Consider the following 11755-nt stretch of genomic DNA (forward strand, 5'->3'; position numbering starts at 1 on the left):
CATGCAAAAATTCTTCTGTCTTTTTATTCTTCTTCTGGCCGGAGCGCTTTCGGCTGCCGGGACGGCTCCGCGGCTCAATGAATTCGGCGCCCTGGAACTGGACGGCACTTCCTGGCTCGTCACTTTCGTCAACAAAAGCTGGACTGCGTTCTCCTACGACGGCCGCTGGCGCGATGCCGTTTTTCACCGCCGGGAGGGCGGAACTGATTCCGCCGCCTTCCGGGTCACGATCCCGGATTTTCCGGCCGGAGAACTCAAACTGGCGCTGACGCCGGAAGGGGAGAGTTTCCGTTACCGGGCCGATGTCTCCTTTACCGAACCGGCGGAACTCGCTTCGCTCAGCCTCGAAACACGGCTGCCGGTAAAAGAATACGCCGGGAACACCCTGAAAATCGATGGAAAGCCTTTCATGCTGCCCCGGGAGGAGCAGAAAGGGCTTATTGTTCACCGGCGGGCGGCGATGCTGGAAATTCCGGCCCGGAACGGCTGGATTTCGCTTCGCGGTGACTTTGAACTGCATATTCAGGACAACCGGGCCTACAAGCTGCCGAGCTATACCGTGCGGATTCGACTGACGCCCGGTTTCGGCAGAATCACTGCCGCTTCGCTGGCGCTGACGGTCCGATGCGGCGAGGGGAAAGGCATTCCCCTCGACCTGCGCAGGGTGGTGAATGCCGGATTTGCCGACGACGTTGCCGGTGACGGCAAAGGCGGCTGGACCGATCAGGGGCCGGAGAATGATCTGCGGATGCTGACGCCCGGCAGGCAGGTCATGAAGGGGATTACGTTTGACGTCATCGACCCGGCAAAAAACGGCGGCAGAAGCTGCATCATGCTCGCCGGCAAAGCGCGCCCGAAGTTCCCGGATGCCGCCGCATGCGAGGTGCCGGAGAACGTTTCCGGTACAACGCTTTATCTGCTCCACGCGATCGCCTGGCCGGGACCGCAGGTCGGCAGCGTGAAGGTGACTTACCGGGACGGCTCCGCCGACACGTTCGAGGTGCGCGGCGGCCGCGAGGTCGGCAACTGGTGGGGGCCGGCGCAGTATCCCAATGGGGAGGTGGTCTGGACGGCGGAGAATGCTGTCGCATACGTCGGGCTTTTCCGCTCCCGTTTCGCACTTCGTCCGCTCCCGGTCGCCCGGGTGGAGTTCCGTTCCGCGAAAGAAGCTGTCTGGGGGATCGTCGGCGCCACGGTGAGCGACTGGGAGGCGCCGCGCTCGGAGGTGGCGCCGTACTTCATCATCGCCGGTGACGAATGGCGCGAAATCCCATTTTACAAGGAGATCGAAAAAGGGTCGATCCTGGACTTCTCCGACACGCTCGACGCACCGGCCGGCAAGTACGGTCCGCTGGTCCGCCGCGGCGACAAGCTGGTGTTCCGCGATCGTCCGGAGACGCCGGTCCGCTTCTACGGCACCAACATCAGCGGGACCTCTTTTTATCTGGACAAGGCGCAGGCGGACCGCTTCGCCGACCGGATGGCGGCCTGCGGATTCAACCAGATCCGGATTCACCATCACGATGAGCCGCTGACCGATACGGTGAGCACCCGCCTCCAGCCGGAGCGGATGGACCAGTCGGAGTACCTGATCGCGGCGCTGAAGAAGCGCGGCATCTATGTCTCTACCGACCTCTATGTCTCCCGGGTCCCCGGCCGGGGAGAGATTCCGGAGTTTCCCGACCGGGTGATCGCATACGGCGAATACAAGGGGTTGTTCTGGATCATGGACTCGGTGTTCGAGAACTGGAAGGAGTACTGCCGGGCGTTCCTGAACCATGTGAACCCTTACACCGGGCTGGCGCTGAAGGATGACCCGGTGCTGATTTCGATTAATATCATCAACGAAGGCAATATCGACAAGACGGCCGAAGCTTCGCCGCTGGTGAGGGAGCATTACCGGAAAGCGTACCTCGAATGGCTCGCCGCAAAGAAACTCCGGGAGCCGGACGACAGAGACGGGCGGCAGCGGCTTTTCAGCGCCTTTCTGCTCGAAACCTACCGCCGCCGTTCCCGGCAGATGGTCGAGTTCGTCCGCGAACAGGGAGTGACCTGCATTCTGGCCGATTCGAACATGCTTACCGGGCCGATGCTTTCGGTGATGCGCAGCGGATACGATTTCGTGGACAACCATGTCTACTGGGCGGGGCCTTCCGGTACTTACGATGTACCATCAGCGTGCAGCCAGCGTTCGGCGGTCAGCCACGGCACATCGCCCGATGAAATCTTCCTGACGCGACTTTTCGGCAAACCGTTCAGCGTCTCGGAATTCGATTTCTGCAAACCGAATGTCTTCCGGGCCGAGGGGCCGCTGATGATGGCCTCTTATGCCGGACTTCAGGGGTGGGACATGCTCTGCCAGTTCGCCTGGTCGCATTGGAATGGAGACATCACGAAAGATCTTGTCGCCAACCACTTCAATATCGCCAACGACTGCGTCAAGGCTTTGTCGAACCAGCTGGGGGCGGCGCTGTTCCGCTCCGGTTCCGTCCGTCCGGCTCCGGCGGCGCTTGTCACGGTGATCGGCAGTGCGGATGGCCTGATCGCCGGACAGGAGTATTCGATGTCGCTGAGCCGTCTCGGCCGGGTGGTGCGGCTGGGAGGCATCGTCGGAAACGGTACGGACGATCCCATGAAAAGTCTGCCCCCCGATACGGTTGCGCTGATCGACACCGGCGACAACTTCCCCGAATATCGCGGAAAACTGCCGGTTCTGGATGCGCGGCGGAAAGGGAACGATTTCCTCGCGAAACTGAAGGCGCTTCGTGTGGTGCCGGACGATCTGATCGATTTGGAGTCGGGGCGGCTGGACGGGGCAAACGGTCAGATTTTCTCCAATACCCGGAAACAGACTTTTTCCGTGCTGACGCCGGAGTGCGAGGCGTTCATTCTGCCATCCGGAGAGAACTGCTCCGGTAAATTCTGGCAGGTAAGAAACCTGAAAGGGAGAGGCGTTTTCGCCGCGCTCTCCCGCGACGGCCGGCCGCTGGCGGAGTCCCGGCGGATTCTCCTTTTCCACCTGACCGACACGCAGGCGTTCAAGGCGAAATTCTCTTCGCCGGAGATGACCCTCATCGAACGCTGGGGGCAGCTGCCCCACATGGCGGCGGCCGGAACGGCGGAGGTCTCTTTCCCGGCCGGGGAGGGGGCGGAGCTTTATGCGCTGGATACGGCGGGGCGACGGCTGGCTCCGGTTCCCCTCACGCTGCGCGAGGGGCGCGCTTCCGCCCGGTTGAATGTCTTCAATCCGTTCGGCCAGACCATGCTTTACGAACTGGTCCGGAAATAAACGGCCCGGCGGCGTGTCGAACATCAGATTGACACTCCGCCGGGCGCAGCGCTGACGCGCCTTGACGGTTATTTGAACACGAGAACGCTCGGATCGTAATCGGCGGGCGGCTCGTAGCCGAGCAGCTCGATGCAGGTCGCGGCCAGCGAGCTGATGCCGAGCCCTTCACGGAGCTCGGGCTTGTATTCGTTCTTCGATTCCGGATCGAAGACGATGCACGGAACCGGGTTCAGCGAATGGCTGGTTTTGCGGGCCGGGGCGCCGGCCTTGTCCAGCTTGACGTTCCCCTTCTTGTCGTGCTCAAGCATATCGTCCGCATTGCCGTGGTCGGCGCTGATGACGAGGACGCCGCCGGCTTCTTCCACCGCTTTTTTGATCCGGGCGAGGCAGAGGTCGAGAGACTCCATCGCGACGATGACCGCTTCCATATTGCCGGTGTGCCCGACCATGTCGCCGTTCGGGAAGTTCAGGCGGATCATGCCGTACTTGCCGCTGCCGATCGCTTCGACGACGCGGTCGGTGATCTCGGCGCACTTCATCCACGGGCGCTGCTCGAACGGAACGATGTCCGAGCGGATCTCCTCGTAGTCGTCGAGCGTGTCGCTGAATTTTCCGGAGCGGTTGCCGTTGAAGAAATAGGTCACGTGGCCGAACTTCTGGGTTTCGCTGACGGCGAGCTGCGGAACGCCGGTGGCGCAGAGATATTCGTCCATCGTCCGGTCGATCTCGGGCGGATTGACGAGATAGAGCTTCGGCGCGTGGAGGTCGCCGTCATACTCCATCATGCCGGCGTACATGACGTCGGGACGGATGCCGCGGTCGAACTCGGCGAGCTGTTCGGCCTCGAACGCCTTCGTGATCTCAAGCGCACGGTCGCCGCGGAAGTTGAAGAAGATGACCGAATCGTGATCTTTCATCGCGCCGACCGGAGTCCTGCCGTCGTCGGAGATGACGAAGGGCGGCAGGTCCTGGTCGATCGCGCCGGTTTTTTTGCGCAGGGCCTCGACCGCTTCATGGGCGTTCCGGAACATTTCGCCGCAGCCGTGGACGTGAACCTCCCACCCTTTGCGGACCATGTCCCAGTTCGCGCCGTAGCGGTCCATGGTGATGACCATGCGGCCGCCGCCGGAGGCGATCCGGGCGTCGAAGCCGTCTTTATTCAGTTCGGCCAGGAACGCTTCGAACGGATCGATGTATTCGAGCGCCGAGGTTTCGGGCACGTCGCGGCCGTCGAGCAGCGCGTGGATGCGGACGTGCTTCACGCCGGCCTTCTTCGCCTCTTCGACCATCGCCTTCAGGTGATTGATGTTGCTGTGGACGTTGCCGTCCGAAAAGAGGCCGAGAAAATGCAGCGTCGAATCGTGCCGCTTTACATTTTCGATCAGCTTTTTCCAGACTTCACCGGCGAACAGCTTCTTCGATTCGACCGCCTCTTCGACCAGCTTCGCGCCCTGCGAGAAGACCCGGCCGCAGCCGATCGCGTTGTGGCCGACTTCACTGTTGCCCATATCGTCGTCGGACGGCATGCCGACCGCGGTGCCGTGCGCCTTGAGCTTCGTGACGGGGCAGTTCTTCATGAACGCATCGAGAACGGGCGTGCGTGCCAGCTTCACGGCGTCGCCGTCGGCGTATTTGCCGTAGCCGACGCCGTCGAGAATGGCGAGCACCACCGGACCGCGGCGGGGCGTGAACTTCGGATTCTTTTTCAATGCCTGCAACATGGTTCAACTCCTCAAAAATGGTAAATGGTTGTCTATGGTGATCAGCTGCGGTGCCCCTCGACCTGGGCCGAGATGACGCCTTTTTTGCTCGTTTCGCAGAAATGGATGAATTCACGCACCTCCGGGATCTGCGGCAATTCGGTCCGGATCCGTTCGAGCGCGTTGGTCGGGATGAGCCCGCTGCGGTAGTAGATCCGGAAAATCTGCTTGATGACCGAGATCGTCTCGGTCGAAAATCCGGCGCGCTGCAACCCGACCTTGTTGATCATCTTCACGCCGCCGTTGCGCCCTTCGGCCATCATGAAGGGCGGAATGTCCTTCGAAAAGACCGAGCCGCCCGAGATGATCGCGAACCGCCCGACCCGGCAGAACTGGTGGATGCCGACCAGGCCGGAGATCAGGACGTTGTCGAAGATTTCACAGTATCCGGCGGTGCCGGCATAGCCGACGTAGATCACGTCGTTGCCGACGATGCAGTTGTGGGCGACGTGGGTTGCGTTCATGAACATGTTGCGGCTGCCGATCCGGGTTTCGCTTCCGGGCTTTGTGCCGGTATGGATCGTGCAGCCTTCGCGGAAGATGTTGTTGTCGCCGATGTTCAGGTAGGTCGCTTCGCCTTCGACGACCGCATGGTCCTGGGCCGGCTGGCCGAGCGCCGCGAACGGGTGGATCACGTTGTTCCGCCCGAGCGTCGTATGCCCGTCGATGTTGCAGTGACCGATCAGGCGCGAACCGGCGCCGATCCTGACGTTCGGACCGACAAAGCAGAACGGACCGACTTCGACGCTGTCGTCGAGCTCGGCGCCGTCGGAAACGATGGCGGAGGGATGAATTTTCGGCATACGCAAGACCTCACATTTCAAGGGCTGATGATTGATATGATGTTTATTTAATATACCATCAAAATCCCCGAGTATCAAACCCGGCTGCTTGCAAAACCGGACAAAAGCGTTATTTTAACAGGCGGGGCGACCGCAAATCCGGTTTTTCGGAGCATTTTCACGCACTCTCCCCGGATAAAGGATTTTACGGGAATGAAAATCTGCCTGATTCTCGACCGGCTGCGCAGTGCGCACAATACCGGCAACATATTCCGCATCGCGGAGGCGCTCGGCGCCGAAATCATCGCCTGCGGCTACACCCCGGCGCCGCCGCACCCGAAGCTGGCCAAAACCGCGATGGGGGCGGACCGGATGGTGCGCTGCCGCACGATGCCGGACGCGGCCGGCGCCGTCCGTCTCCTGCGGACGGAGGGATATGCGATGATTCTCGCGGCCGAACCCGGGCCGGAGAGCGTATTCGCATGGAACATGCAGTATGAATTCCCGCTCGGCCTCGTGTTCGGCAACGAAGCGCTCGGCGTTTCTCCCGAGGCGCTGGCCGAGGTCGACGGCCTGGTCGGGCTGCCGATGCTCGGGGAAAAAGCGTCGATCAATGTCGGCAACGCGGCGGCGGCCATTCTTTATGCGGTCGCCGCCACGGCCCAATACGGAGTGAAATTATGAAGATCAGACTGGTCGGCAAAAACCTCGAAGACATCCGTCCGCTGCTGGCTCTCGCGGATTTCGCCGAAGCCGGGGAGGGGGAGACGCCGGAGCTCGTCGTCACGCACGGCGGCGACGGCGCGCTGCTCGGCGCGGCGCGCGATTACCCGCAGCTGCCGATCCTGCCGGTCCGCGATGCGCGCACGGCGCCGCTCTGCCCGCGCCACGAGTGCCGCATCCAGCTCGAAGCGTTCCGGGCGGGCCGGACCCGGCTGCTGCCGCTGCCGATGATCTCCGGCGCGGTGCGCGATGTGACGCTCCATGCGCTGAACGACGTTTTTCTTCATAACATGGACCGTTCGAGCGCGCTGCGTTACCGGGTCCGCATCAACGGCGAACTTTATGCGAACGAGGTGGTCGGCGACGGCGTCGGGCTGGCGAGCGTCCACGGCAGCACGGCTTATTACAAGAGCATTACGCACAGCATATTCCGGGTCGGCATCGGGCTGGCGTTCAGCAATTCGACCGAGGAGGTCAGCCACCTCGTGCTCTCGGAGAGCTCGGTCATTGAAATCGAAGTCGTGCGCGGTCCCGGCATTCTGATCGCCGACAATTCGCCGGTGCGGCCGGTCGTGAACGAGGGGGAGATCGTGACGCTGCGGCAGTCGGACCGGACGGCCCGGATTTACGGGCTCGACAACTTCATGTGTCCGGCCTGCCGCGCGCTGCGCCATCCCGGGGCCAACCCGCGGCCGGTCGGCTGGACGTTCTGACCATGCGGGAGAGGAGTGCGGCAAAACTGCTGCTCTGGGGCGCGGCCGGAGTCGCCGCGGCGGGGGCGGCGGTGCTGCTTTACTTCGTCGATCCGGCCGAAAGCGCCTGGCTGCCGGGCTGCCCGCTCCGCACGCTGACCGGGCTCAACTGCGCCGGCTGCGGCGGCACGCGTGGAATCCACGCGCTGCTGCACGGCGATGTCGCCGGGTGTTTCCGGATGAACGCGCTGCTGCTTCCGCTGCTGGCGCTGGCCGGGCTGCTGGCGTGGAAGCCGCGCCTGGCGGCGAAGCCGTCCGTCGCGCTCTGCGTCGCTGCCGTGATCATTCTCTATTCGGTTGCCCGGAATCTGCCCTGCTTCCCATTCCTCGCTCCGCACTGACCCGGCGGGACGGTGCGGATCAGTAGATGACGCCGCCGAGCTTGCGGTAGAGTTCGAACGGTTTGCGGGCGGCCTCCCCGAGCAGCGGCCCGCATACGCGGATTCCGCGGAATTCGAGCGAGTTGTGCCAGTCCGGAACTTTGTCGCCCTCATCGAAGCCGGTTTCCGCGGCCATCCGGCCGGGAGCGCCGTACAGGAGAGCTGAGACGCCGCTCCAGAGGATTCCGCCGAAGCACATGACGCACGGCTCGCAGCTCGATACGAGTTCGAAGCCGGCCAGGTCGATCCGCCCGGTTTTCCGCTGGGCGGCGGCGATGGCGGTCATCTCCGCATGGGCGAAAGACTGCCCGGAACTCAGCACGACGTTGATTCCGATCGAGTGGAGCCGGCGGTTTTCGCAGTCGAAGAGGGCGGCGGCGAACGGGCCGCCCGTACCGCGCCGGACATTTTCCGCCGCGAGCTCCACGGTCAGGCGGACCCGCTCTTCAGGGGAGGGGAGCGGCTGGCCGTAAAGTTTTTCCGCATAAGTTTCGAGCCACTCCGGGATCCGGATTTCCGGGACGAAACACTCCATCTTTTCTTTCATGCTTTTCTCCTCTCCTGGCTGACGGAGAAATATAGCATGCGCCGGGCCGCCTGTCAATGTTGCATTCCGCCCCGGTACGTGCTATTGTAAGCCGGGCGCCGGAGAAGAGACGGTTTCCCGGCGGAAAAACAGAGGAGGAGGAACGGATGAAACTGAAGAAAAGTCTGGTCGTGCTGGCGGTTCTCGGAGTCATGGCGGCGGCCGGGTTCCGGATTTACGCGCATTGCGAGATCCCGTGCGGCATTTATGACGACCCGATGCGGATGAAGATGATTCACGAACATATCCGCACCATCGGCAAAAGCATTCATGAGATCGGCCATCTTGGGGCGGCGGAGAAGCCGGACGCAAACCAGCTGACCCGCTGGATCATCAACAAGGACGATCATGCGGACCAGCTCCGGGACATCGTGACTCAGTACTTCATGACCCAGCGGCTGAAACCGCTTGCTCCAGGCGATCCGGGGTATGAGAAATACATCCGGGAGCTCACGCTGCTGCATGCGCTGCTGGTCGAGGCGATGAAATCGAAGCAGGGTGTGGACCCCGCGACGGCGGAGAAGATGTCGGTGCTGGCGGCGGAGTTCGAAAAGAGCTACTTCGGTGAAGGCGGCAGGTAGGCGGCAGCCCTCCGGCGGCGTCTCCGTGAACTGCGGCGTGCATTTTGCGGAGATTTTTTTCATTCCGGGCTGGAATTTGCCGAATCCGGGATTATACTTTTTAAAACCCCGGAGAAAATCATGAAATTCTATTATTTCAACTCGACCCATTGGGACCGCGAATGGTACCAGCCGTATCAGGAATTCCGCAAGTATCTGGTGGACGCGGCGCGTGAGCTGCTGCGGATTTTCGACACCGAGCCGGAGTTCCGCCGTTTCACCTTCGACGGGCAGACGATCGTGCTCGAAGACATCACGGAGATCCGGCCGGACTGGAGACCGAAGCTTGAGGAGCTGATCCGGAGCGGCCGGCTCAGCGTCGGCCCGTGGTACGTGATGCCGGACGAGTTTCTGGTTTCCGGTGAAGCGATGATCCGGAATCTGCAGGTCGGCCGCCGGATTGCGGCGGAATACGGCGCCCGGGCGTGGCCGGTCGGCTATGCCTGCGATATCTTCGGACACATCGCCCAGCTGCCGCAGATCTTTGCGGGATTCGGCTTCGAGGGCGCCGTGGTCTGGCGCGGAACGCGCGGTGAAGACGGCGGCCATTTCGTCCTGTGGGAAAGCCCGGACGGGACGCGGCTGAAAACGCTGAATTTGTCGAGATGGTCCGGTTATTCGGATTTTACGCTGAATGTGCGCGGCATGCTGCCGGTGCCTCTCGACGAGGCGGCGTTCAAGGAGAAGTTCAGGAAGTTCGTCGAGGAGGATACCGAAAACTGGGGCGATGTCTTCGTCCTCTCCGACGCATTCGACCACGCGACGCCGTTTGGAGAGACGGAGAAGATGTTCCGCTGCATCCGGGAGCTCTATCCGGAGGCGGAGATCATCCATACCGATTACACGGAGCTCTTCGACCGCGAATTCGGTGCGGAGGCGCTGCCGGTGATCGTCGGCGAGCAGATCTACCCGGCCGACGGGATACGCAACGGCGGCGGGCAGATCAGCTCGACGTTGAGCTCCCGCTGCGACCTCAAGCGGGCGAATGATTTGTGTCAGAATGAGCTGGAACTCTCCGTCGAACCGGAAATGGCGATCCGGACGGCGGCGGGGGATGTGGAGTCGCTGCCGCTGCTGCGTTACACCTGGAAGCATTTTCTGCAGAATCATGCGCACGACTCGATCTGCGGCTGTTCGGTCGATCAGGTTCACCGCACGATGCTCTGCCGCTACGACGAAGTGCGGAATCTGGACCGGATGCTGGACGAAGAGTTCCGGCTCATCGACCGCGCCCGCATCACTGGGAAGCATATTTATGCGAGCATCCGGCAGAATTTCAAGGACGACAAGGAGTGCGAGGCGGTCGCCGCGGACGGCTGCTACACGCTGCGGCTGTTCAACCCGCTGCCGCGTCCGGTCCGGCGGACGATGGAGCTTGAGCTGCCGTTCCCGGCCCATGCGTCCTATCCGTATCCGAAGCGCCGGGGGGAGCTGTTCGGGTATGAGTTTCTGAATTGCTTCCGGCTTTACGATGCTGCCGGGAATGAAATCCAGTATCAGCTCAAATCGGTGCGCAGCAATCAGCTGCGTGCATTCTACCGGCAGGACAGCCGCCGGTACGACATCTATACGGTCATCTGCGCGCCGGAACTGCCGCCGTGCGGCTGGTGCGGCATCGAGGTGCGGCCCACCGACGCATTCATGCGGAGCTTCGACACGCTGACCGTGACGCCGCTCTCAGCCTCGAACGGATTGATCCGGCTCGATGTCAACCCGGACGGCACCTTCGACCTGACCGACCTGCGGAGCAAACGCAGTTATCGGAGGATGAACGACTTCCGCATCGATCGCGAGATCGGTGACGGCTGGAATCATGTCCGGCCCGTCGGCAACCGCCGCGTGTGCGGGGCCGGGAACGCGCAAGTCGTTCTGACCCAGGATGGTCCGATCCGTGCCGAGTTCGAGATCACCCGCCGCTATGACGTTCCGCGCGCGCTTCGCTGCGAAGGGACGAACCGGGAGGCGTATGCCGGACTTGCGGAGAGCGACGAAATCGTTACGCTTGAAATCGTCACCACAATCTCCATCGACCGCGGCAGCGAAGTGGCGAACTGCCGGACCGTGGTTCGGAACAATCTTTGCGATTACCGGCTCCAGCTGCTGGTTCCGACCGGGATTTCCGGCGACTATTTCCTGAGCCAGAGTTTTGCGCACTTGGAGCGTCCGGCCGGACGGACGGAAGGCAAGTGGTCGGAGTCGTTCGGAGAGCCGGAGATGATCGAAAAGAACTTCGACGGCGTTCTCGGCAAGCGCGACGAGAAGGGCGGGATCGCGTTCCTGTCGCGCGGCGGCATCCATGAGGGCGGCGCCCTGACCGATGAAAACGGGTCGCTGGTCATCACGCTGCTCCGCGCCTTCGGGCGCACCGTCCAGACCAACGGGGAGACGGAAGGGCAGGTGCAGGGCGACCGCTGTTTCGAATATGCGCTCGACTGCTTCGGGCCGGAGAGCTGCTTTACGGAGCTCTTTTCGCGCATGCAGGAGCTGCGCGCGCCGGTGTCGAACTATATGCTCAAAACGGAAGAGATCGCCGGGCGGAATGAAGAGAGCTTCATCACCGTCTCCGGCGGGCTCGCCTTCACCAGCCTGAAGCCGGCGGAGGACGGTGCGCCGGGCGCGGTGATCCTGCGTCTGGTCAATTTCGAGCGCGGGATGCGTTCGGCGGCGGTTTCGACGGCGCGCCCTGTGAGCCGCGCGGTACTCTGCCGCCTCGACGAAACGGAGGTGAGCGAGCTCGGCGGCGGCGAGTTCGCCGTGACCGCGAAACCGGGCGAGATCGTCACGCTGAAGCTCGAATTCGGGCAGTGACGCGTTGGCCGGAAAGAGCCTCCCGCGCGCCGGCGGCTTGATTTTGCCTGTTTCG

Annotated in this window: 9 protein-coding genes; 6 read left to right on the forward strand and 3 right to left on the reverse strand. The window is 62.5% G+C overall.

The genetic code is table 11. The annotated features are described in order from the left end of the window. Window position 1 precedes the first annotated feature (1 nt). A complete protein-coding gene (locus FYJ85_RS18135; RefSeq protein ID WP_154420000.1) occupies window positions 2-3289 on the forward strand; it encodes a hypothetical protein in 3288 nt (1095 codons plus the stop codon). A 68-nt stretch (window positions 3290-3357) separates the two neighbouring features. On the opposite strand, the gene gpmI is transcribed toward FYJ85_RS18135, so the two are convergent. Both gpmI and lpxA read right to left on the reverse strand, forming a co-directional pair. Continuing rightward, a complete protein-coding gene (gene gpmI / locus FYJ85_RS18140) occupies window positions 3358-5010 on the reverse strand; it encodes a 2,3-bisphosphoglycerate-independent phosphoglycerate mutase (RefSeq protein ID WP_154420002.1) in 1653 nt (550 codons plus the stop codon). Between the two features lie 41 nt (window positions 5011-5051). Continuing rightward, window positions 5052-5852: an acyl-ACP--UDP-N-acetylglucosamine O-acyltransferase gene (lpxA, locus tag FYJ85_RS18145; RefSeq protein ID WP_106052685.1), complete on the reverse strand. Its 801-nt coding sequence runs from the start codon at window positions 5850-5852 to the stop codon at window positions 5052-5054. Between the two features lie 192 nt (window positions 5853-6044). Between lpxA and FYJ85_RS18150 the strand changes: the two genes are divergently transcribed. Genes FYJ85_RS18150 through FYJ85_RS18160 form a run of 3 tightly spaced genes read left to right on the forward strand, consistent with a single transcriptional unit; the run spans window position 6045 to window position 7647 of the window. Then, entirely contained in the window at window positions 6045-6515 is a 471-nt protein-coding gene (locus tag FYJ85_RS18150; protein ID WP_106052684.1) for a TrmH family RNA methyltransferase, read from the forward strand. Next, entirely contained in the window at window positions 6512-7267 is a 756-nt protein-coding gene (locus FYJ85_RS18155; protein WP_106052683.1) for an NAD(+)/NADH kinase, read from the forward strand. Before FYJ85_RS18150 ends, FYJ85_RS18155 begins: the two co-directional genes overlap by 4 nt. Before the next feature lie 2 nt (window positions 7268-7269). Further along, a complete protein-coding gene (locus FYJ85_RS18160; RefSeq protein WP_106052682.1) occupies window positions 7270-7647 on the forward strand; it encodes a DUF2752 domain-containing protein in 378 nt (125 codons plus the stop codon). 19 nt (window positions 7648-7666) lie between these two features. Here the strand turns inward: FYJ85_RS18160 and FYJ85_RS18165 are convergent, their stop codons facing one another. After that, window positions 7667-8233, reverse strand: coding sequence for a nucleoside deaminase (locus tag FYJ85_RS18165; protein ID WP_206213297.1), 567 nt, complete (start codon window positions 8231-8233; stop codon window positions 7667-7669). Between the two features lie 146 nt (window positions 8234-8379). Between FYJ85_RS18165 and FYJ85_RS18170 the strand changes: the two genes are divergently transcribed. Both FYJ85_RS18170 and FYJ85_RS18175 read left to right on the forward strand, forming a co-directional pair. After that, window positions 8380-8853: a superoxide dismutase [Ni] gene (locus tag FYJ85_RS18170; protein ID WP_206213298.1), complete on the forward strand. Its 474-nt coding sequence runs from the start codon at window positions 8380-8382 to the stop codon at window positions 8851-8853. A 120-nt stretch (window positions 8854-8973) separates the two neighbouring features. Then, on the forward strand, window positions 8974-11700 hold the full coding sequence (locus FYJ85_RS18175; RefSeq protein ID WP_154420004.1) for a glycoside hydrolase family 38 N-terminal domain-containing protein: 2727 nt from the start codon (window positions 8974-8976) through the stop codon (window positions 11698-11700). Window positions 11701-11755 lie beyond the last annotated feature (55 nt).

It is taken from the genome of Victivallis lenta (assembly GCF_009695545.1).
Classification (GTDB): domain Bacteria; phylum Verrucomicrobiota; class Lentisphaeria; order Victivallales; family Victivallaceae; genus Victivallis; species Victivallis lenta.

What these genes read in the sequence shown, in the direction of transcription:
- FYJ85_RS18135 (WP_154420000.1), top strand. Translation starts at nt 2, where the DNA reads ATGCAAAAATTCTTCTGTCTTTTTATTCTTCTTCTGGCCGGAGCGCTT.
- gpmI (WP_154420002.1), bottom strand. Translation starts at nt 5,010, where the DNA reads ATGTTGCAGGCATTGAAAAAGAATCCGAAGTTCACGCCCCGCCGCGGT.
- FYJ85_RS18170 (WP_206213298.1), top strand. Translation starts at nt 8,380, where the DNA reads ATGAAACTGAAGAAAAGTCTGGTCGTGCTGGCGGTTCTCGGAGTCATG.
- FYJ85_RS18160 (WP_106052682.1), top strand. Translation starts at nt 7,270, where the DNA reads ATGCGGGAGAGGAGTGCGGCAAAACTGCTGCTCTGGGGCGCGGCCGGA.
- FYJ85_RS18155 (WP_106052683.1), top strand. Translation starts at nt 6,512, where the DNA reads ATGAAGATCAGACTGGTCGGCAAAAACCTCGAAGACATCCGTCCGCTG.
- FYJ85_RS18165 (WP_206213297.1), bottom strand. Translation starts at nt 8,233, where the DNA reads ATGAAAGAAAAGATGGAGTGTTTCGTCCCGGAAATCCGGATCCCGGAG.
- FYJ85_RS18175 (WP_154420004.1), top strand. Translation starts at nt 8,974, where the DNA reads ATGAAATTCTATTATTTCAACTCGACCCATTGGGACCGCGAATGGTAC.
- FYJ85_RS18150 (WP_106052684.1), top strand. Translation starts at nt 6,045, where the DNA reads ATGAAAATCTGCCTGATTCTCGACCGGCTGCGCAGTGCGCACAATACC.
- lpxA (WP_106052685.1), bottom strand. Translation starts at nt 5,852, where the DNA reads ATGCCGAAAATTCATCCCTCCGCCATCGTTTCCGACGGCGCCGAGCTC.